Below are 21,188 nucleotides of genomic sequence, written 5' to 3'. Positions count from 1 at the left end.
CAGCTTCCCCTTAACCGCGAGCCTTGGCTGCTGGACGTACAACCAGGTTGCCGCCAGTAGCGCCAGGAACAGCGCCCTTGACCAACAACAGATTGCGTTCAGCGTCCACGCGCACTACTTCAAGGGACTGCACGGTCACGCGCTCAGCGCCCATATGACCGGACATTTTTTTGCCCTTGAATACACGACCAGGAGTCTGGCACTGGCCGATAGAGCCTGGAACGCGGTGGGACACGGAGTTACCGTGGGTATTATCTTGCCCGCGGAAGTTCCAACGCTTGATCGTACCCTGGAAGCCTTTACCCTTGGACTGACCGGTTACATCAACCAGTTGACCAGCGGCGAAGATTTCAGCGTTGATCAGATCGCCGGCCTGGTAGTCGCCGTCTTCAAGACGGAACTCCATTACGGTACGACCAGCGGCAACGTTCGCTTTAGCGAAGTGGCCAGCTTGAGCAGCTGTAACACGCGAAGCACGACGCTCGCCGACAGTGACTTGCACTGCACGATAGCCATCGGTTTCTTCAGTTTTGAACTGGGTGACGCGATTCGGCTCGATCTCAATGACCGTAACCGGAATGGAGACACCTTCTTCGGTGAAAATACGGGTCATACCGCATTTACGACCGACTACACCAATAGTCATGTTGTAAACCTCATGAGTGTACGGGGCTTTCACCCGCTATGGCCGCCCATTTCAGAGCGTTACACGACTAAGACCGAGTCTTAGCCGAGGCTGATCTGCACTTCCACACCTGCCGCAAGATCAAGCTTCATCAGCGCATCAACGGTTTTATCCGTTGGCTGGACGATGTCCAGTACACGCTTATGAGTACGGATCTCGTACTGGTCGCGCGCGTCTTTGTTGACGTGCGGGGAGACCAGAACGGTGAACCGCTCTTTACGGGTAGGCAGTGGAATTGGACCACGCACTTGAGCACCAGTACGTTTCGCGGTTTCCACGATTTCCTGGGTGGATTGGTCGATCAGGCGATGGTCAAAAGCCTTCAACCTGATACGGATTTGCTGATTTTGCATTGGATTTCAGACTCCGGCTGCTATTCCCACCGAGCGCAATACGCCCGTTAAAAGGAGGCGCAATTCTATAGACGCCCCAGATAGGTGTCAACCTAATAAAAAAGCCCCCGCAAGGCGGGGGCTTTTTCAAAGCATCGAAGCTATCTCAATGAGAAAGCTTACTCGATGATTTTGGCTACGACGCCAGCGCCGACGGTACGACCGCCTTCACGGATAGCGAAACGCAGACCGTCTTCCATCGCGATGGTTTTGATCAGAGTGACAGTCATCTGGATGTTGTCACCTGGCATTACCATTTCAACGCCTTCTGGCAGCTCGCAGTTACCGGTCACGTCAGTAGTACGGAAGTAGAACTGTGGACGGTAGCCTTTGAAGAACGGAGTATGACGGCCGCCTTCTTCCTTGCTCAGAACGTAAACTTCTGCGGTGAACTTGGTGTGCGGCTTGACCGAACCTGGCTTGACCAGAACCTGGCCACGCTCAACGTCGTCACGCTTGGTACCACGCAGCAGAACGCCGCAGTTCTCGCCCGCACGACCTTCGTCGAGCAGTTTACGGAACATTTCAACACCGGTGCAGGTGGTGACGGTGGTGTCACGCAGACCAACGATTTCCAGTGGGTCTTGAACGCGAACGATACCGCGCTCGATACGACCAGTCACAACAGTACCGCGACCCGAGATCGAGAATACGTCTTCGATTGGCATCAGGAATGGCTTGTCGGTCAGACGAACTGGCTCTGGAATGTAGCTGTCCAGGGTTTCAACCAGCTTCTTGACAGCCGAAGTACCCATTTCGTTATCGTCTTTGCCTTCCAGCGCCATACGAGCCGAACCGATGATGATTGGAGTGTCATCACCTGGGAAGTCGTAAGTGCTCAGCAGGTCGCGCACTTCCATCTCAACCAGTTCCAGCAGCTCTGCGTCGTCTACCAGGTCAGCCTTGTTCAGGAAAACCACGATGTACGGAACGCCTACCTGACGGGACAGCAGGATGTGCTCACGGGTTTGTGGCATCGGACCATCGGCGGCCGAGCAAACCAGGATCGCGCCGTCCATCTGGGCAGCACCGGTGATCATGTTCTTCACATAGTCAGCGTGACCCGGGCAGTCAACGTGCGCGTAGTGACGAGTCGAAGAGTTGTACTCGACGTGCGCGGTGTTGATGGTGATACCACGAGCCTTTTCTTCCGGCGCGCTGTCGATTTTATCGAATTCAACGACTGCGGAACCGAAAACCTCGGAGCAAACGCGAGTCAGAGCAGCGGTCAGCGTGGTTTTACCGTGGTCGACGTGACCGATGGTGCCAACGTTGACGTGCGGGAGGGAACGATCAAATTTTTCTTTAGCCACGACAATTAACTCCTAGCCTAAAGGGCTGAATCAGCCTTGTTTTTTAACGAGAGCTTCGACGATGTTCGACGGAGCTTCGGAGTATTTGGAGAATTCCATAGAGTAGCTCGCGCGACCCTGGGACATGGAACGAACATCGGTCGCATAACCGAACATTTCGCCCAACGGAACCTCGGCGCGGATCACCTTGCCGGAAACCGTATCTTCCATACCCTGGATCAGACCACGACGACGGTTCAGGTCACCCATCACGTCACCCATGTAGTCCTCAGGTGTTACAACTTCTACCTTCATGATCGGCTCAAGTACAACACCGCCGCCCTTGGACGCGAGTTGCTTGGTCGCCATGGAAGCAGCCACCTTGAACGCCATCTCGTTGGAGTCGACGTCGTGGTAAGAACCGTCAAACACAGTAGCCTTCAGGCCGATCAGCGGATAACCGGCAACAACGCCGTTCTTCATCTGCTCTTCGATACCCTTCTGGATAGCCGGGATGTATTCCTTAGGAACCACACCACCCACTACTTCGTTCACGAATTGCAGACCTTCCTGACCTTCGTCAGCCGGCGCAAAACGAATCCAGCAGTGACCGAACTGGCCACGACCGCCGGACTGGCGAACGAACTTGCCTTCGATTTCGCAATTCTTCGTGATCTTCTCACGATAGGAAACCTGAGGCTTACCGATGTTGGCTTCGACGTTGAACTCACGGCGCATCCGGTCAACCAGGATGTCCAGGTGCAACTCGCCCATGCCGGAGATGATCGTTTGACCAGTCTCTTCATCAGTTTTGACGCGGAAAGACGGGTCTTCCTGAGCAAGTTTGCCCAGAGCGATACCCATTTTTTCCTGGTCATCCTTGGTCTTTGGCTCAACGGCAACCGAAATAACCGGCTCCGGGAAGTCCATGCGAACCAGGATGATTGGCTTGTCGGCAGAGCACAGGGTGTCACCGGTGGTGACGTCCTTCATGCCGATCAGGGCCGCGATGTCGCCAGCGCGTACTTCCTTGATCTCTTCACGGGTGTTGGCATGCATCTGCACCATACGACCCACGCGCTCTTTCTTGCCCTTGACCGAGTTGATCACGCCGTCGCCGGAGCTCAACACGCCCGAGTAAACGCGAGCGAAGGTCAGGGTACCCACGAATGGGTCAGTGGCGATTTTGAACGCCAGAGCGGAGAACGGTTCGCTGTCGTCTGCATGACGCTCCATGGCGATAGTCTCGTCATCCGGATCGGAACCCTTGATGGCAGGAATGTCGACAGGTGCAGGCAGGTAGTCGATAACAGCGTCGAGAACCAGGGGAACGCCCTTGTTCTTGAAGGAAGAACCGCAAACAGCCAGAACGATTTCGCCAGCGATGGTCCGCTGACGCAGAGCGCCCTTGATTTCCTCGATGGTGAGCTCTTCACCCTCGAGGTATTTGTTCATCAGCTCTTCGTTGGCTTCGGCAGCTGCCTCGACCATGTTGCTGCGCCACTCTTCGGCCAGCTCCTGCAGTTCAGCAGGGATAGCTTCGCGACGAGCAGCCATACCTTTGTCAGCGTCGTCCCAGTAGACGGCTTCCATGGACATCAGATCGATCTGACCCTGGAAGTTGTCTTCGGAACCGATAGCCAACTGGATAGGCACTGGAGTGTGACCCAGGCGCTGCTTGATCTGCGCAACAACACGCAGGAAGTTCGCACCGGCACGGTCCATCTTGTTCACGTAAACGAGACGTGGAACACCGTACTTGTTGGCTTGACGCCATACGGTTTCAGACTGAGGCTCGACACCGGAAGTACCGCAGAACACAACGACCGCACCGTCGAGTACGCGCAGCGAACGCTCTACTTCAATGGTGAAGTCAACGTGGCCGGGGGTATCGATGATGTTGAAGCGGTGCTTGGGAAACTGCTTGGCAGAACCTTCCCAGAATGCGGTGGTCGCAGCGGAGGTAATGGTAATACCCCGCTCCTGCTCCTGCACCATCCAGTCCATGGTCGCGGCGCCGTCGTGCACCTCGCCCATTTTGTGGTTTACGCCCGTGTAAAACAGGACGCGCTCGGTGGTCGTGGTTTTACCCGCGTCCACGTGAGCAACGATACCAATGTTACGGTAGCGTTTAATATCGGTTGTACGAGCCATAAAGCCCTCGCAAATTGAGTGACGCTAAAATTAGAAGCGGTAGTGCGAGAAAGCCTTGTTGGCTTCAGCCATACGATGCACGTCTTCACGCTTCTTAACTGCAGCACCTTTACCTTCAGCGGCATCCAACAGTTCGCCAGCCAAACGCAGAGCCATGGACTTCTCGCCGCGCTTGCGGGCGAAGTCTACCAACCAGCGCATTGCCAGAGCGTTACGACGGGACGGACGAACTTCGACCGGAACCTGGTAAGTAGCACCGCCTACACGGCGCGACTTCACTTCGACCAGCGGAGCGATGGCGTCGAGTGCTTTCTCGAAGAGTTCCAGGGGGTCAGCGTTTTTGCGCTCTTTAACTTTTTCCAGAGCACCATAAACGATACGTTCGGCCACGGCTTTCTTGCCGCTTTCCATCACGTGGTTCATGAATTTGGCGAGAATCTGGCTACCGTATTTCGGATCGTCCAGAATCTCACGCTTGGCTGCTACACGACGTCTTGGCATTGATAAGCCCTCAAACGGTCTTCAGGTTAGCCCGGGAACATGACACCCAGTGGATGTACGCCCGACCTTACTCTTATCGACTCAAAAAAATAAAAATCAGATACTGCAGCAAACGACCGATTACTTCGGACGCTTGGTACCGTATTTCGAACGACCTTGGTTACGACCTTTGACGCCGGAGGTATCCAGGGAGCCGCGAACGGTGTGGTAACGAACACCTGGCAAGTCTTTTACACGACCGCCACGGATCAGGACCACGCTGTGCTCTTGCAGGTTGTGGCCTTCACCGCCGATGTACGAGGAAACCTCGAAACCGTTGGTCAGGCGCACACGGCATACTTTACGCAGTGCCGAGTTAGGTTTTTTCGGCGTGGTGGTGTACACACGGGTGCACACGCCACGACGTTGCGGGCAGTTCTGCAGCGCAGGTACGTCGGATTTCTCGACGATACGCTTACGCGGCTGACGTACCAGCTGGTTGATAGTTGCCATCTACTAGCTCCACTGTTGTCTTGCGACGCTATTGTCTTGCAAGAAAAGCAAAATGGCAGGAACGAGTTCCCGCCAAATTTAGGGGTACAAGAGTCTAAAGAGGATCTTGTCCCCAGTCAAGACAAGGCCCCGATCTCCTCACACCGACCATCGCAACAAAAAATGTCGCGATGGCGTTGGCGGAGGCTATCAGGGCCTTGATCTCACTACCGCAGAACTCAGTTACCGCTAGAGTTCAGCGCTTCGGTCAGTGCAGCTTCCACTTCACTGGCGCTTACGCGCAACGGTTTGTCCAGTTCACGACGACGCTTGCGCTCGCTGTGATAGGCCAGACCGGTACCGGCCGGGATCAGACGACCCACAACCACGTTTTCTTTCAGGCCGCGCAGGTAATCGCGCTTGCCGGTAACGGCCGCTTCGGTCAGTACGCGGGTGGTCTCTTGGAAAGAGGCCGCCGAGATGAACGATTCGGTCGACAACGACGCCTTGGTGATACCCAGCAGAACGCGCGTGAACTTGGAAACGAACTTGTCGTCGCCTGCCAGACGCTCGTTCTCTACCAGAACGTGAGTCAGCTCCATCTGGTCGCCCTTGATGAAGGTGGAATCGCCGGATTCAGCGATTTCAACTTTACGCAGCATCTGACGCAGGATGGTCTCGATGTGCTTGTCGTTGATCTTCACGCCTTGCAGACGGTAAACGTCCTGGATCTCGTTGACGATGTACTTGGCCAGCGCACTCACACCCAGCAGACGCAGGATGTCGTGTGGATCGCTTGGACCGTCGGAGATAACTTCGCCGCGGTTCACTTGTTCGCCTTCGAAGACGTTCAGGTGACGCCACTTCGGAATCAGCTCCTCGTACGGATCGCTACCGTCGTTCGGGGTAATGACCAGACGGCGCTTGCCCTTGGTCTCTTTACCGAACGCGATGGTGCCGCTGACTTCAGCCAGAATCGAGGCCTCTTTCGGACGACGGGCTTCGAACAAGTCGGCAACACGCGGCAGACCACCGGTGATGTCGCGAGTTTTCGAAGTTTCTTGCGGAATCCGCGCGATAACGTCACCGATCGCGATTTTCGCACCGTCCGCCACACCGACCAGGGCGTTGGCTGGCAGGAAGTACTGAGCGATTACGTCAGTGCCTGGCAGCAACAGATCCTTGCCGTTGTCGTCGACCATCTTCACCGCAGGACGAATGTCCTTGCCGGCTGCTGGACGGTCTTTGGCATCGAGGACTTCAATGTTGGTCATACCGGTCAATTCGTCAGTCTGACGCTTGATCGTGATGCCTTCTTCCATGCCCACGTAGGTCACGGTACCTTTCATTTCGGTAACGATCGGGTGAGTGTGCGGATCCCACTTGGCCACGATTGCGCCAGCGTCGACCTTGTCACCCTCTTTAACCGAAATCACCGCACCGTACGGCAGCTTGTAGCGCTCGCGCTCACGACCGTAGTCGTCGGCAATCGCCAGCTCACCGGAACGGGACACTGCAACCAGGTGGCCATCCACTCGCTCAACGTGCTTCAGGTTGTGCAGACGGACGGTACCGCCATTCTTCACCTGAACGCTGTCGGCTGCGGAGGTCCGGCTTGCCGCACCACCGATGTGGAACGTACGCATGGTCAGCTGGGTACCCGGCTCACCGATGGACTGGGCAGCGATAACGCCGACCGCTTCACCGATGTTCACCTGGTGACCACGAGCCAAGTCACGGCCGTAGCACTTGGCGCAGATGCCATAACGGGTTTCGCAACTGATTGGCGAGCGCACGATAACTTCGTCGATGCTGTTCAGCTCGATGAATTCAACCCACTTCTCGTCGACCAGGGTGCCGGCAGGAACGATCACTTCCTCGGTGCCAGGCTTGAAGACGTCACGGGCGATCACTCGACCCAGAACGCGCTCACCCAACGGCTCTACCACGTCACCGCCTTCGATGTGCGGCGTCATGAGCAAGCCTTGCTCAGTGCCACAGTCGACTTCGGTCACCACCAGATCCTGCGCCACATCTACCAGACGACGGGTCAGGTAACCGGAGTTCGCGGTTTTCAACGCGGTATCCGCGAGACCCTTACGAGCACCGTGAGTGGAGATGAAGTACTGGAGCACGCTCAGGCCTTCACGGAAGTTCGCGGTGATCGGCGTCTCGATGATCGAGCCGTCCGGCTTGGCCATCAGACCACGCATACCGGCCAGCTGACGGATCTGGGCTGCGGAACCCCGCGCACCCGAGTCGGCCATCATGTACATCGAGTTGAAGGATTCCTGGTCGACTTCGTCGCCATGACGGTCGATGACCTTCTCTTTCGAGAGGTTGGCCATCATCGCCTTGGACACTTCGTCGTTCGCCTTGGACCACAAGTCGATCACTTTGTTGTACTTCTCGCCCTGGGTAACCAGGCCGGAGGCGTACTGACTTTCGATCTCTTTCACTTCGTCGGTGGCAGCACCGATGATGCGGGCTTTTTCATCCGGGATAACGAAGTCGTTAACACCGATGGAAACGCCGGAAATGGTCGAATAGGCAAAACCGGTGTACATCAACTGGTCAGCGAAGATCACGGTCTCTTTCAAACCAACCACGCGGTAGCACTGGTTGATCAGCTTGGAGATCGCCTTCTTCTTCATCGGCAGGTTGACGACGTCGAACGACAGGCCGGCCGGAACCACCTGGAACAACAGCGCACGGCCGACAGTGGTGTCGACGATACGGGTGTTCTTGACGCTGCCACCATCACGATCATTGACGGTTTCGTTGATACGAACCTTGATCTTGGCGTGCAGGGCTGCTTCGCCGGCGCGGAATACGCGGTCGACTTCCTGCAGGTCGGCGAAGATACGACCTTCGCCCTTGGCGTTGATCGCTTCACGGGTCATGTAGTACAGACCCAATACAACGTCCTGCGACGGAACGATGATTGGCTCACCGTTGGCAGGCGACAGGATGTTGTTGGTCGACATCATCAACGCACGCGCTTCGAGCTGGGCTTCCAGCGTCAGCGGTACGTGCACGGCCATCTGGTCGCCGTCGAAGTCGGCGTTGTACGCAGCACAGACCAGCGGGTGCAGCTGGATAGCCTTACCTTCGATCAGTACCGGTTCAAACGCCTGGATACCCAGACGGTGAAGGGTCGGTGCACGGTTGAGGAGGACCGGGTGTTCGCGAATCACTTCAGCGAGAACGTCCCAAACCTCTGGCAGTTCGCGCTCGACCATTTTCTTGGCGGCTTTGATGGTGGTCGCGAGACCACGCATTTCCAGCTTGCCGAAAATGAACGGCTTGAACAGCTCGAGGGCCATCTTCTTCGGCAGACCGCACTGGTGCAGACGCAGGGTCGGACCCACGGTAATTACCGAACGACCCGAGTAGTCAACACGCTTACCGAGCAAGTTCTGACGGAAACGACCTTGCTTACCCTTGATCATGTCAGCCAGGGATTTCAGAGGACGCTTGTTCGAACCGGTAATGGCGCGACCGCGACGACCGTTGTCCAGCAGGGCATCCACAGCTTCCTGCAGCATGCGCTTTTCGTTGCGCACGATGATGTCAGGCGCGGACAGGTCCAGCAGGCGCTTCAAACGGTTGTTACGGTTGATCACTCGACGATACAGATCGTTGAGGTCGGAAGTCGCGAAGCGACCGCCATCGAGCGGAACCAGTGGACGCAGGTCTGGCGGCAGAACCGGCAGAACGGTCAGCACCATCCACTCTGGCAGGTTGCCGGAACCCTGGAAGGCTTCCATCAACTTCAGGCGCTTGGACAGCTTCTTGATCTTGGTTTCGGAGTTGGTTTGCGGAATTTCTTCGCGCAGACGGCCAATCTCGTGTTCCAGGTCGATCGCGTGCAGCAGCTCGCGGACGGCCTCAGCACCCATGCGGGCGTCGAAGTCATCACCGAACTCTTCGAGGGCTTCGAAGTATTGCTCGTCGTTCAGCAGCTGGCCTTTTTCAAGGGTGGTCATGCCCGGGTCGATAACGACGTAGCTCTCGAAGTAGAGAACGCGTTCGATATCACGCAGGGTCATGTCCATCAGCAAGCCGATACGCGACGGCAGGGACTTCAGGAACCAGATGTGGGCAACCGGCGAAGCCAGTTCGATGTGCGCCATGCGCTCACGACGAACCTTGGCCAGTGCGACTTCAACGCCGCACTTCTCGCAGATCACACCACGGTGCTTCAAGCGCTTGTACTTACCGCACAGGCACTCGTAATCCTTGACCGGGCCAAAGATCTTGGCGCAGAACAGGCCGTCACGCTCAGGTTTGAACGTACGGTAGTTGATGGTTTCCGGCTTTTTAACTTCACCGAACGACCACGAACGGATCATCTCAGGCGAGGCCAATCCAATACGGATGGCGTCGAACTCTTCGACTTGACCCTGGTTTTTCAGCAAATTCAGTAGGTCTTTCAAGGCCTTTCCTCCTGGCGGAGCAGAGAGCGGGCCATACAGCCCCGCTCTCGATTCGCGTCACGTGTTATTCGGTTTCCAGATCGATATCGATGCCGAGGGAACGAATTTCCTTGATCAACACGTTGAAGGACTCGGGCATGCCCGGCTCCATACGGTGATCGCCGTCCACGATGTTTTTGTACATCTTGGTCCGACCGTTCACATCGTCCGACTTCACTGTGAGCATTTCTTGCAGAGTGTATGCAGCACCGTATGCTTCCAGTGCCCAGACCTCCATCTCCCCGAAACGCTGACCACCGAACTGCGCCTTACCACCCAGCGGCTGCTGGGTAACCAGGCTGTACGAACCGGTAGAACGAGCGTGCATCTTGTCGTCTACCAAGTGGTTCAGCTTCAGCATGTACATGTAGCCAACGGTAACCGGACGTTCGAACTTGTTGCCGGTACGACCATCGAACAGTTGCATCTGGCCGCTTTCCGGCAGGTCTGCCAGTTTCAGCATGGCCTTGATTTCAACTTCCTTGGCACCGTCGAACACTGGGGTGGCCATTGGCACACCAGCCTTGAGGTTGTGCGCCAAGTCGAGGATTTCCTGGTCGGTGAAGCTGTCCAGGTCCTCGTTACGACCGCCGATCTCGTTGTAGATCTCGTGCAGGAACTTGCGCAGGTCAGCGACCTTGCGTTGCTCCTCGATCATGCGGTTGATCTTCTCGCCCAGACCTTTGGCCGCCAGGCCCAGGTGGGTTTCGAGGATCTGACCAACGTTCATACGCGAAGGTACGCCCAGCGGGTTGAGGACGACGTCGACCGGGGTGCCATGGGCATCGTGCGGCATGTCTTCAACCGGCATGATCACGGAGACCACACCCTTGTTACCGTGACGACCGGCCATCTTGTCGCCCGGCTGGATGCGACGACGGATTGCCAGGTAGACCTTGACGATCTTCAGTACGCCCGGAGCCAGGTCATCGCCTTGCTGCAGCTTGCGCTTCTTGTCTTCGAACTTGTCGTCCAGCAGACGGCGGCGATCAACGATGTAGGCCTGGGCCTTCTCGAGCTGCTCGTTCAACGCATCTTCAGCCATGCGCAGTTTGAACCACTGCCCATGCTCCAGACCGTCAAGCACTTCGTCGGTGATTTCCTGACCTTTCTTCAGGCCAGCGCCGCCTTCGGCCTTGTGGCCAACCAGCGCGGAACGCAGACGTTCGAAGGTCGCGCCTTCAACGATACGGAACTCTTCGTTGAGGTCCTTGCGGATCTCGTCGAGCTGGCTCTTCTCGATGGACAGGGCACGGGTATCGCGCTCGACGCCATCACGGGTGAAGACCTGCACGTCGATGACGGTACCCTTGGTACCGGTTGGTACACGCAGGGAGGTGTCTTTGACGTCGCTGGCCTTCTCACCGAAGATCGCACGCAGCAGTTTTTCTTCCGGAGTCAGTTGGGTCTCGCCTTTCGGAGTGACCTTGCCGACCAGGATGTCGCCCGGGCCGACTTCGGCACCGACGTAGACGATACCGGCTTCGTCCAGCTTGTTCAGTGCGGCTTCACCCACGTTCGGGATGTCCGCAGTGATTTCCTCTGGCCCAAGCTTGGTGTCACGCGCCACACAGGTCAGTTCCTGGATGTGGATCGTGGTGAAACGGTCTTCCTGAACAACGCGTTCCGACAGGCAGATGGAGTCTTCGAAGTTGAAGCCGTTCCATGCCATGAAGGCGATGCGCATGTTCTGACCCAGAGCCAGTTCACCCATGTCGGTGGACGGGCCGTCGGCCATGATGTCGCTACGCTGAACACGATCACCTTTACGCACCAGCGGACGCTGGTTGATGCAGGTGTTCTGGTTCGAGCGGGTGTACTTGGTCAGGTTGTAGATGTCGACACCGGCTTCGCCGGTTTCAACTTCGTCATCGGCAACACGAACCACGATACGGCTGGCATCGACGGAGTCGATCACGCCACCACGACGAGCCACGACGCAAACGCCGGAGTCACGGGCAACGTTGCGCTCCATGCCGGTACCTACCAGCGGCTTGTCGGCACGCAGGGTCGGTACAGCCTGACGCTGCATGTTGGAACCCATCAACGCACGGTTGGCGTCGTCGTGCTCGAGGAACGGGATCAGCGACGCTGCAACCGACACAACCTGCTTCGGCGAAACGTCCATCAGGGTGACGTCTTCCGGCGCCTTGACGGTGAACTCGTTCAGGTGACGTACGGCTACCAGCTCGTCGATCAGCACTTTCTGCTCGTTCATGGTCGCCGAAGCCTGGGCGATCACGTGATCGGCCTCTTCAATGGCGGACAGGAACACGATCTCGTCGGTGACCAAGGCGTCTTTCACCACACGGTACGGGCTTTCCAGGAAGCCGTACTGGTTGGTGCGCGCATAAGCGGCCAGGGAGTTGATCAGACCGATGTTCGGACCTTCCGGCGTTTCGATCGGGCAAACACGACCGTAGTGCGTCGGGTGTACGTCACGGACTTCGAAGCCGGCGCGTTCGCGGGTCAGACCACCAGGGCCGAGTGCGGAGACACGACGCTTGTGGGTGATCTCGGACAGCGGGTTGTTCTGGTCCATGAACTGCGACAGCTGGCTGGAACCGAAGAACTCTTTCACCGCCGCAGCCACTGGCTTGGCGTTGATCAGGTCTTGCGGCATCAGGCCTTCGCTTTCAGCCATCGACAGACGTTCCTTGACCGCACGCTCAACGCGTACCAGGCCAACACGGAACTGGTTCTCGGCCATTTCGCCTACGCAGCGAACACGACGGTTACCCAGGTGGTCGATGTCGTCGACGATGCCTTTGCCGTTACGGATGTCGACCAGGGTCTTGAGGACCGCGACGATATCGTCCTTGTTCAGTACGCCCGAACCTTCGATCTCGGTACGACCGATACGACGGTTGAACTTCATCCGGCCGACCGCAGACAGGTCATAGCGCTCAGGGCTGAAGAACAGGTTGTTGAACAGGGTCTCGGCGGCATCCTTGGTCGGTGGCTCACCAGGACGCATCATGCGATAGATCTCGACCAGCGCTTCCAGTTGGTTGCTGGTGGAGTCGATCTTCAGCGTGTCGGAGATGAACGGACCGCAGTCGATGTCGTTGGTGTACAGCGTCTCGATGCGAACGACCTGGGCCTTGGCGATTTTCGCCAGGATCTCGGTGTTCAGCTCGGTGTTGCATTCGGCCAGGATTTCGCCGGTAGCCGGGTGCACGATGACCTTGGCGGTGGTGCGGCCCAGGACGTAGTCCAGCGGCACATCCAGCTCTTTGATCCCGGCTTTTTCCAGCTGGTTGATGTGGCGAGCGGTAATACGACGACCCTGCTCGACAATCACCTTGCCTTTGTCATCGAGGATATCGAGGACGGCGATTTCACCGCGCAGACGCTGAGGCACCAGTTCCAGGCTCAGGGTTTCGCCCTTCACATGGAAAACGTTGGTGGTGTAGAACGCGTCCAGCACTTCTTCGGTGGCGTAGCCCAGTGCGCGCAGCAGCACGGAAGCCGGCAGCTTGCGACGACGGTCGATACGCACGAAGACGCAGTCTTTCGGGTCGAACTCGAAGTCCAACCACGAACCGCGGTAAGGAATGATCCGCGCGGAGTACAGCAGTTTGCCGGAGCTGTGCGTCTTGCCGCGGTCGTGGTCGAAGAACACGCCCGGGGAACGGTGCAGCTGGGAAACGATCACGCGCTCGGTACCGTTGATAACGAAGGTACCGTTCTCGGTCATCAGGGGGATTTCACCCATGTAGACTTCTTGCTCTTTGATGTCCTTGATCGCTTTGTTCGACGATTCTTTGTCGAAAATGATCAGGCGCACTTTTACCCGCAAAGGTACGGCGTAAGTCACACCGCGCAATACGCATTCTTTGACATCAAATGCCGGTTCGCCCAGGCGATAACCGACGTACTCCAGCGCAGCATTGCCGGAGTAGCTGATGATCGGGAAAACGGATTTGAAGGCCGCATGCAGGCCCACGTCGCGGAACTGATCTTTAGTCGCTCCCGCCTGCAAGAATTCACGATACGAATCCAGCTGGATGGCCAGGAGGTACGGCACATCCATGACGTCCGGCAACTTGCTAAAGTCCTTGCGGATACGTTTTTTCTCAGTATATGAGTAAGCCATCAGCGTTCCCCAGCTTGGTCACCTGCTTGTTTGGCCCCTCCCCGACGGGAGCAGCCAGAAAATCGTGCAAACCCCATGGTTTGCGCCACCGCATCGGGTGGTTGAAGCACGTCAAAGGCACCGACCGAGTCGGCCGCCAGTAACGGAAAAAGGCCGGTGGCAAGAGCCACCAGCCATCAGCCTGTCGCTTAACGCTCGGGCTGGAGACGCAAGGTCAGAGCTTACTTCAGCTCGACTTTAGCGCCTGCTTCTTCCAGTGCTGCTTTGGCTTTGTCAGCTGCGTCTTTGGCAACAGCTTCCAGAACCAGGGCAGGAGCGCCGTCAACTACAGCCTTGGCTTCTTTCAGGCCCAGACCGGTCAGTTCACGTACTGCCTTGATCACGTTAACTTTCTTCTCGCCAGCTTCCAGCAGCATGACGTTGAATTCGGTTTGCTCTTCAACAACAGCGGCAGCAGCAGCAGGACCTGCCGAAGCAGCAGCAGCGGTCACACCGAATTTTTCTTCGAAAGCTTTGATCAGCTCAACAACCTGCAGAACCGACATTTCAGCTACGGCGTTGAGGATATCTTCTTGGGAGATAGACATTACTGTATTTCCTGAATTGGGGGACGGCCTACGCGACCATCGAAATAAACAAAAATACGCGAAAAGAAGTGCTCAGCCTTAGGCTGCGACAGCTTCTTTCTGGTCGCGAATAGCCGCCAGAGTACGAGCCAACTTGCTGGTAGCGCCTTGAATCACGCTCATCAGCTGGGAGATTGCTTCGTCACGGGTCGGCAAGGTTGCCAGTACGTCGATCTGATTGGCTGCGAGGAACTTGCCCTCGAACGCAGCTGCCTTGATCTCGAACTTGTCCTGACCCTTTGCAAACTCTTTGAACAGACGAGCAGCAGCGCCCGGGTGTTCCTTGGAGAAAGCAATCAGGGTCGGGCCTTTGAACACGTCGTTGAGGACCGAGTACTCGGTGCCTTCAACAGCGCGCTTGAGCAGGGTGTTACGTACGACACGTACGTACACGCCAGCTTCGCGGGCCTCTTTACGGAGTCCGGTCATCGCGCTTACTGTTACGCCACGGGCATCAGCCACGACAGCGGACAGAGCGACTTTGGCAGCCTCGTTGACTTCAGCGACGATGGCCTTCTTGTCTTCGAGTTTAATTGCCACGGGTTTAACTCCTGCTTGTTACCGTTTCATCTGGCCGAAGCCGGATGTCGTTTTGGTGTCTGATTCGGTAAGGAACCGGGAGCACCATCTGCGTAGGCTTGAGGTTTAAGGCTTGCGCCGCCTACGGTCTTGGATAGCCCCCGCCAGGCAGGGACCCCAATTTTTTCGATTGGCGCAATCGCTTGCGCCAATGCGCGTCTTACGCTTCCAGCGAGCTCTGGTCGATGACCAGGCCTGGACCCATGGTGGTGCTCAGGGTAACGCGCTTGACGTAGATACCTTTCGAGGAAGCTGGCTTGATACGCTTCAGGTCAGCGATCAGGGCTTCAACGTTTTCCTTCAGCTTGACGGCGTCGAAGCCGATCTTGCCAACGGAGGTGTGGATAATACCGTTCTTGTCGGTGCGATAACGAACCTGACCGGCCTTGGCGTTTTTCACCGCGGTGGCGACGTCTGGAGTTACGGTACCGACTTTAGGGTTAGGCATCAGGCCACGTGGACCGAGGATCTGACCCAGTTGACCTACAACACGCATTGCGTCCGGGGAAGCAATAACGACGTCATAGTTCAGGTCGCCGCCTTTCATTTCGGCAGCCAGGTCGTCCATACCAACGCGATCGGCGCCGGCAGCCAGAGCAGCTTCAGCAGCCGGACCCTGGGTGAACACAGCAACGCGAACGGTCTTGCCAGTGCCGTGTGGCAGCACAGTAGCGCTACGTACGACCTGGTCGGATTTACGTGGGTCAACGCCCAGGTTTACAGCAACGTCAAACGACTCGCTGAACTTGACAGTCGACAGCTCGGACAGCAGAGCAGCGGCTTCTACAAAGTTGTAGGCCTTGCCTGCTTCGATTTTGCCGGCGATAGCCTTTTGGCGCTTGGTCAGCTTAGCCATTACACACCCTCCACGTTAAGGCCCATGCTACGAGCAGAACCGGCGATGGTACGCACGGCTGCATCCATATCAGCTGCAGTCAGATCCGCGTTTTTGGTTTTCGCGATTTCTTCCAGCTGAGCACGGGTCACGGTGCCAACCTTAACGGTGTTCGGACGAGCGGAACCGCTGGTCAGGCCGGCGGCCTTTTTCAGCAGAACCGAAGCCGGGGTGGACTTGGTTTCGAAAGTGAAGCTGCGGTCACTATAAACAGTGATGATCACAGGCGTCGGCAGACCTGGCTCAAGACCCTGGGTACGGGCGTTGAAGGCTTTGCAGAATTCCATGATGTTCACGCCGTGCTGACCCAGAGCTGGACCGACGGGTGGGCTAGGGTTGGCCTGGGCGGCCTTCACTTGCAGCTTGATGTAAGCGGTAATCTTCTTGGCCATGAGGCACTCCAATTACGGGTTCTAGCGCCTCGAAAGGCTCCCCGGTTACTTGCGCGTTTATCCCAGTGACGACAAAACCCCACAGCCTTGGACTGTGGGGTTGGGATGCTTGTTCAGCTAGACCTTTTCGACCTGGCTAAACTCCAACTCTACCGGAGTAGAGCGTCCGAAAATGAGCACGGCCACCTGGATGCGGCTCTTTTCGTAGTTGACCTCTTCGACGGTGCCGTTGAAATCGGCGAACGGACCATCGGTAACACGTACGACTTCGCCCGGCTCGAACAGTGTCTTCGGCTTCGGCTTGTCGCTGCCATCAGCGACGCGACGCAGAATCGCTTCTGCCTCTTTGTCGGTGATCGGTGCAGGCTTGTCGGCGGTACCGCCGATGAAACCCATCACCCGAGGCGTGTCCTTGACCAAGTGCCAAGTCCCCTCGTTCATGTCCATCTGCACCAGCACATAGCCAGGGAAGAACTTACGCTCACTCTTGCGCTTCTGGCCGTTACGCATTTCCACTACTTCTTCAGTAGGGACCAGAATTTCGCCGAAGCCATCTTCCATGCCTGCCAGCTTTACGCGCTCGACCAACGAGCGCATCACATGCTTCTCGTAACCCGAGTAAGCATGCACAACGTACCAACGCTTAGCCACGGGACACCCTTAGCCTACAATCGAGGAAACAAGCCAGCCGAGCAGGGAATCAAGCCCCCACAACAGCAACGCCATTACCAGAACAACAGCCACCACGATCAACGTGGTCTGCGTGGTTTCTTGGCGAGTCGGCCATACGACTTTACGAATCTCGGTACGAGCTTCCTTTGCCAGCACGAAGAACGACTTGCCTTTCGCGGTCTGCAGGCCTACAAAGGCAGCTACAGCAGCGATGACAAGCAGAGCCAGTACGCGGTACAGGATCGGCGAACCATGATAGTACTGGTTGCCAACAACACCAATCACCACCAAAGCGACTACGACGAGCCACTTGAGAAGATCGAAGCGAGAGCCTTGGGCTTCAGCGTTGGAGGTCATCTAAGAGAATCCTGTGAAAAGAAAGCCAGACACACCGAGTGAATCTGGCAGGTCAGGAGGGAATCGAACCCCCAACCTACGGTTTTGGAGACCGTCGCTCTGCCAATTGAGCTACTGACCTAAAACTTGAATCAGGCCGACCATTATGTCGACCTGAGAGAGGCATTTCAACTACTTATTCGATTACTTTCGCCACCACACCCGCGCCGACGGTACGACCGCCCTCACGGATAGCGAAACGCAAGCCATCTTCCATCGCAATGGTCTTGATCAGAGTGACAGTCATCTGAATGTTGTCACCTGGCATTACCATTTCGACGCCTTCCGGCAGCTCGCAGTTACCAGTCACATCAGTCGTACGGAAGTAGAACTGCGGACGGTAGCCCTTGAAGAACGGCGTATGACGACCGCCTTCTTCCTTGCTCAGAACGTAAACTTCTGCAGTGAACTTGGTGTGCGGCTTGACCGAACCCGGCTTGACCAGTACCTGGCCACGCTCGACATCGTCACGCTTGGTGCCGCGCAGCAGAACGCCGCAGTTTTCACCTGCACGACCTTCGTCGAGCAGTTTACGAAACATTTCAACGCCAGTGCAGGTGGTGACAGCCGTGTCACGCAAGCCTACGATTTCCAGCGGATCTTGAACACGAACGATACCGCGCTCGATACGACCCGTCACAACGGTACCGCGACCGGAGATCGAGAACACGTCTTCGATTGGCATCAGGAACGGCTTGTCGATTGCGCGCTCAGGCTCGGGAATGTAGCTATCCAGAGTCTCAACCAGCTTCTTGACAGCCGAAGTACCCATGCCATTTTCATCATTGCCTTCCAGCGCCATGCGCGCGGAACCAATGATGATCGGCGTGTCGTCACCTGGGAAATCGTAAGTGCTCAGCAGATCGCGCACCTCCATCTCAACCAGCTCCAGCAGCTCGGCATCATCCACCAGGTCAGCCTTGTTCAGGAAGACCACAATGTAGGGAACACCCACCTGACGGGACAACAGGATGTGCTCACGGGTTTGCGGCATCGGACCATCAGCGGCCGAGCAAACCAGGATCGCGCCATCCATCTGCGCAGCACCGGTGATCATGTTTTTTACGTAGTCGGCGTGACCTGGGCAGTCAACGTGTGCGTAGTGACGCACGGCCGAATCGTATTCAACGTGAGCGGTGTTGATGGTGATGCCACGAGCTTTTTCTTCTGGGGCGCTATCGATCTTGTCGAAGTCGACCTTGGCCGAACCGAACACTTCGGAGCAAACGCGAGTCAAGGCAGCAGTGAGCGTAGTTTTACCATGGTCGACGTGACCAATGGTCCCCACGTTGACGTGCGGCTTATTACGTTCGAACTTTTCCTTAGCCATCGAAATCACCCTCAGGAGAAGAATTAAGCAAGCTACATCAGCCATTAAAACAAAGGCAGATATTTGCATATCTGCCTTGTTGTTATGGAGCTCTTGAGCGGATTTGAACCGCTGACCTCACCCTTACCAAGGGTGTGCTCTACCAACTGAGCTACAAGAGCGAAACACGGTGCACAAACAGCAAACTTGGAGCGGGTAGCGGGAATCGAACCCGCATCATCAGCTTGGAAGGCTGAGGTTCTACCACTAAACTATACCCGCGGAGCTTGCGGCTCACGCTTAAATATGGTGGAGGGGGAAGGATTCGAACCTTCGAAGTCGTAGACGTCAGATTTACAGTCTGATCCCTTTGGCCGCTCGGGAACCCCTCCTAAGCGAGCCGACATTCTACATCATGTCGACCTTCTGTCAAGCATTTTTCTCATTTAAATTATGAGGTTAGCTGCGTTGACCCGCTTCGTAGCCAGTCCCTCAAGAGGTGTTCACTGCGAAGCGGGCGCCATTCTATTCAAACTATTCGACAGTTGCAATGCCTTCGCACGGCATTATTTTATGTTTTAACTCATTGAATTCTTTAGCAAGGTTCTGCAGCAGGGCATCGTCCAGCAAATGCTGGCTTTCAGGTGCGATCCGTACCCAGTACCCCGCTGAATCGGGCACATTCACCTGCTCTGCCCGCGCCTTGATATTGCTGCCCTGGAGACGCTGCACAATGGACTGCGCCAGATCCTGGCGAGCCACGGCACCCAGATAGACACAATCGCCTTCGCGCTCCGGCGCCGCAGAGACCGCACGACGCCCGCCGGCGCCATCGGATTCGCTCAACAACTGGATATCCTGGTGAGCGCTGCGGTACAGCGAAAGAGGAGCGACTTCCTTGGCCCTCAAGGGCGCTTCTTGCTGGTGCCAGACGTAATAGACACCATTGAGCACCAGCAACAACAGAAACAACCAACGCATAGGAACCTCAATCGAGCGGACACGCCACCGCCAAGCCAACCAATACCAGGACGGGCACCCGATGCGCCCTGCCCTTGTTAAAACCGCTAGCCGCCTCGAACTCAAGCATCATCGCGCAAGCGCAGGCTGAGTTCGCCACCACTGAAGACCTTTTCCACGCCATCCACCTGCAGACGGAGCGCACCCTGCTGATCGATGCCCAGCACGATCCCTTCGACCCGGTTCACTCCCGCGACCAGGGCAACCTTGCGCCCCTGCCAGAGATGATTCTGCTCCCACTCAGCCTGGATAGCCGCGAAACCAGAGGACTGGTGCCACTCCAGGTAAAAGCGCAGCTTTTCCCCCAGGCTCGCGATCAGCTCGTTGCGATCGATCGAACGGCCCGTTTCCAACCGTGCCGATGTCCACAGCTGATCCACCTGTTCGGCAACCTGCATATTGACGTTGATCCCGACCCCCAGCACGACGTGACAGACGTCCGCCGGGTCGCCGACCAGCTCCAGCAGAATGCCGGCGATCTTCTTGTTGTCCACCAGGACGTCATTGGGCCACTTCAGCCCCGCCCGGGCGATCCCCAGCTCACGCAATGCGCTTAGAACCGCCAGGCCGACCACCAGGCTCAAGCCCTCCAGCTGACGCATGCCGCCTTCGATCCTGAGCAACAGGCTGTAATAGATATTTTCCGCGAACGGACTGACCCAATGCCGGCCCCGGCGCCCTCGTCCTGCGGTTTGCCGTTCGGCCACCACAATGAATGGCGCAACGGAACCTTTCTCCACCAGTCGCAGCGCCTCGGCATTGGTTGAGTCAATGGTGTCGTAGACATGCACCGGCCAGGAGGCCGAGGGTTTTGCGGCGGCTATCTCCAGCTCGCTCAGCAACACCAGCGGGCTGGCGAGTTGGTAACCCCGGCCACGGACTTTATGGATAACCAGCCCGAACTCCGCCTCCAATTGCTGGAGCTGTTTCCAGACGGCGCTGCGGCTGACGCCCAAGGCTGCCCCCAGCGCTTGCCCGGAGTGGAATCGACCATCTTTGAGGAGCTTCAACAACGTCAACATGCAGGTCTCGACTCACAATGAGGCAGGCATGATAGCCATGCGCCGAGAGCTTGCATATGACTCTTGAGCCTTGCAGCGCCTGGGCCGGCCTCTTCGCGGGCAAGCCCGGCCCCTACAGTGTGATGTCGTATGCGAATTTTGTGTACGACGCCGTCCTGTAGGAGCCGGGCTTGTCGGATCGCCGCACCGCCGCGAAGAGGCCCTT

General features: G+C 56.8%; 17 protein-coding genes and 4 tRNA genes. All 21 read right to left on the bottom strand.

Annotation, left to right across the window (positions count from 1 at the left end; translation table 11 throughout):
- Positions 1-10 precede the first annotated feature (10 nt).
- Positions 11-646, bottom strand: coding sequence for a 50S ribosomal protein L3 (rplC, locus tag M5C01_RS32230; RefSeq protein ID WP_003194649.1), 636 nt, complete (start codon positions 644-646; stop codon positions 11-13).
- Positions 647-726: 80 nt separating this feature from the next.
- Positions 727-1,038, bottom strand: a complete 312-nt coding sequence (rpsJ, locus tag M5C01_RS32225; protein ID WP_003186070.1) for a 30S ribosomal protein S10 — start codon at positions 1,036-1,038, stop codon at positions 727-729.
- Between the two features lie 158 nt (positions 1,039-1,196).
- Positions 1,197-2,390, bottom strand: coding sequence for an elongation factor Tu (gene tuf / locus M5C01_RS32220; protein WP_178130057.1), 1,194 nt, complete (start codon positions 2,388-2,390; stop codon positions 1,197-1,199).
- Positions 2,391-2,420: 30 nt separating this feature from the next.
- Positions 2,421-4,523 carry an elongation factor G gene (gene fusA, locus M5C01_RS32215; protein ID WP_152742393.1) on the bottom strand — a complete coding sequence of 701 codons (2,103 nt, stop codon included), beginning with the start codon at positions 4,521-4,523 and terminating at the stop codon, positions 2,421-2,423.
- A 30-nt stretch (positions 4,524-4,553) separates the two neighbouring features.
- On the bottom strand, positions 4,554-5,024 hold the full coding sequence (rpsG, locus tag M5C01_RS32210) for a 30S ribosomal protein S7 (protein ID WP_103495381.1): 471 nt from the start codon (positions 5,022-5,024) through the stop codon (positions 4,554-4,556).
- 120 nt (positions 5,025-5,144) lie between these two features.
- Positions 5,145-5,516: a 30S ribosomal protein S12 gene (gene rpsL, locus M5C01_RS32205; RefSeq protein ID WP_003186084.1), complete on the bottom strand. Its 372-nt coding sequence runs from the start codon at positions 5,514-5,516 to the stop codon at positions 5,145-5,147.
- A 218-nt stretch (positions 5,517-5,734) separates the two neighbouring features.
- Positions 5,735-9,934 carry a DNA-directed RNA polymerase subunit beta' gene (gene rpoC / locus M5C01_RS32200; RefSeq protein ID WP_152742394.1) on the bottom strand — a complete coding sequence of 1,400 codons (4,200 nt, stop codon included), beginning with the start codon at positions 9,932-9,934 and terminating at the stop codon, positions 5,735-5,737.
- 64 nt (positions 9,935-9,998) lie between these two features.
- Complete coding sequence (gene rpoB, locus M5C01_RS32195) at positions 9,999-14,072, bottom strand: DNA-directed RNA polymerase subunit beta (RefSeq protein ID WP_100944350.1); 4,074 nt, start codon at positions 14,070-14,072, stop codon at positions 9,999-10,001.
- A gap of 221 nt (positions 14,073-14,293) precedes the next feature.
- On the bottom strand, positions 14,294-14,659 hold the full coding sequence (gene rplL, locus M5C01_RS32190; protein WP_100944349.1) for a 50S ribosomal protein L7/L12: 366 nt from the start codon (positions 14,657-14,659) through the stop codon (positions 14,294-14,296).
- A 78-nt stretch (positions 14,660-14,737) separates the two neighbouring features.
- Complete coding sequence (gene rplJ, locus M5C01_RS32185; RefSeq protein WP_100944348.1) at positions 14,738-15,238, bottom strand: 50S ribosomal protein L10; 501 nt, start codon at positions 15,236-15,238, stop codon at positions 14,738-14,740.
- A 199-nt stretch (positions 15,239-15,437) separates the two neighbouring features.
- Positions 15,438-16,133 (bottom strand): 50S ribosomal protein L1, encoded by a 696-nt coding sequence (gene rplA, locus M5C01_RS32180; protein ID WP_103495380.1) that lies wholly within the window; start codon positions 16,131-16,133, stop codon positions 15,438-15,440.
- Positions 16,133-16,564: a 50S ribosomal protein L11 gene (rplK, locus tag M5C01_RS32175; protein WP_003176435.1), complete on the bottom strand. Its 432-nt coding sequence runs from the start codon at positions 16,562-16,564 to the stop codon at positions 16,133-16,135. Before rplK ends, rplA begins: the two co-directional genes overlap by 1 nt.
- A gap of 117 nt (positions 16,565-16,681) precedes the next feature.
- Positions 16,682-17,215 carry a transcription termination/antitermination protein NusG gene (gene nusG / locus M5C01_RS32170; protein ID WP_003186097.1) on the bottom strand — a complete coding sequence of 178 codons (534 nt, stop codon included), beginning with the start codon at positions 17,213-17,215 and terminating at the stop codon, positions 16,682-16,684.
- 9 nt (positions 17,216-17,224) lie between these two features.
- Positions 17,225-17,593: a preprotein translocase subunit SecE gene (gene secE / locus M5C01_RS32165; RefSeq protein ID WP_100944346.1), complete on the bottom strand. Its 369-nt coding sequence runs from the start codon at positions 17,591-17,593 to the stop codon at positions 17,225-17,227.
- A 45-nt stretch (positions 17,594-17,638) separates the two neighbouring features.
- A tRNA-Trp gene (locus M5C01_RS32160) sits at positions 17,639-17,714 on the bottom strand.
- Between the two features lie 54 nt (positions 17,715-17,768).
- Positions 17,769-18,962 (bottom strand): elongation factor Tu, encoded by a 1,194-nt coding sequence (tuf, locus tag M5C01_RS32155; RefSeq protein WP_100944345.1) that lies wholly within the window; start codon positions 18,960-18,962, stop codon positions 17,769-17,771.
- Positions 18,963-19,047: 85 nt separating this feature from the next.
- Positions 19,048-19,123, bottom strand: a tRNA-Thr gene (locus M5C01_RS32150).
- 26 nt (positions 19,124-19,149) lie between these two features.
- Positions 19,150-19,223 (bottom strand) — tRNA-Gly (locus M5C01_RS32145).
- A 25-nt stretch (positions 19,224-19,248) separates the two neighbouring features.
- Positions 19,249-19,333, bottom strand: a tRNA-Tyr gene (locus tag M5C01_RS32140).
- Positions 19,334-19,475: 142 nt separating this feature from the next.
- On the bottom strand, positions 19,476-19,922 hold the full coding sequence (locus M5C01_RS32135; RefSeq protein WP_103495379.1) for a hypothetical protein: 447 nt from the start codon (positions 19,920-19,922) through the stop codon (positions 19,476-19,478).
- A gap of 101 nt (positions 19,923-20,023) precedes the next feature.
- Positions 20,024-20,983, bottom strand: a complete 960-nt coding sequence (gene birA, locus M5C01_RS32130; protein ID WP_152742395.1) for a bifunctional biotin--[acetyl-CoA-carboxylase] ligase/biotin operon repressor BirA — start codon at positions 20,981-20,983, stop codon at positions 20,024-20,026.
- Positions 20,984-21,188 lie beyond the last annotated feature (205 nt).

It is taken from the genome of Pseudomonas sp. MWU12-2319 (genome assembly GCF_023242525.1).
GTDB classification, from domain to species: Bacteria; Pseudomonadota; Gammaproteobacteria; order Pseudomonadales; family Pseudomonadaceae; genus Aquipseudomonas; species Aquipseudomonas gingeri_D.
Note: the sequence above shows the minus strand (reverse complement) of the source record. Positions and strands in the feature narration are given on the sequence as shown.

What these genes read in the sequence shown, in the direction of transcription:
- M5C01_RS32135 (WP_103495379.1), bottom strand. Translation starts at nt 19,922, where the DNA reads ATGCGTTGGTTGTTTCTGTTGTTGCTGGTGCTCAATGGTGTCTATTAC.
- rplA (WP_103495380.1), bottom strand. Translation starts at nt 16,133, where the DNA reads ATGGCTAAGCTGACCAAGCGCCAAAAGGCTATCGCCGGCAAAATCGAA.
- rpsG (WP_103495381.1), bottom strand. Translation starts at nt 5,024, where the DNA reads ATGCCAAGACGTCGTGTAGCAGCCAAGCGTGAGATTCTGGACGATCCG.
- rpsL (WP_003186084.1), bottom strand. Translation starts at nt 5,516, where the DNA reads ATGGCAACTATCAACCAGCTGGTACGTCAGCCGCGTAAGCGTATCGTC.
- tuf (WP_100944345.1), bottom strand. Translation starts at nt 18,962, where the DNA reads ATGGCTAAGGAAAAGTTCGAACGTAATAAGCCGCACGTCAACGTGGGG.
- rpoB (WP_100944350.1), bottom strand. Translation starts at nt 14,072, where the DNA reads ATGGCTTACTCATATACTGAGAAAAAACGTATCCGCAAGGACTTTAGC.
- rplC (WP_003194649.1), bottom strand. Translation starts at nt 646, where the DNA reads ATGACTATTGGTGTAGTCGGTCGTAAATGCGGTATGACCCGTATTTTC.
- fusA (WP_152742393.1), bottom strand. Translation starts at nt 4,523, where the DNA reads ATGGCTCGTACAACCGATATTAAACGCTACCGTAACATTGGTATCGTT.
- rplK (WP_003176435.1), bottom strand. Translation starts at nt 16,564, where the DNA reads ATGGCCAAGAAGATTACCGCTTACATCAAGCTGCAAGTGAAGGCCGCC.
- birA (WP_152742395.1), bottom strand. Translation starts at nt 20,983, where the DNA reads ATGTTGACGTTGTTGAAGCTCCTCAAAGATGGTCGATTCCACTCCGGG.
- secE (WP_100944346.1), bottom strand. Translation starts at nt 17,593, where the DNA reads ATGACCTCCAACGCTGAAGCCCAAGGCTCTCGCTTCGATCTTCTCAAG.
- rplL (WP_100944349.1), bottom strand. Translation starts at nt 14,659, where the DNA reads ATGTCTATCTCCCAAGAAGATATCCTCAACGCCGTAGCTGAAATGTCG.
- rpsJ (WP_003186070.1), bottom strand. Translation starts at nt 1,038, where the DNA reads ATGCAAAATCAGCAAATCCGTATCAGGTTGAAGGCTTTTGACCATCGC.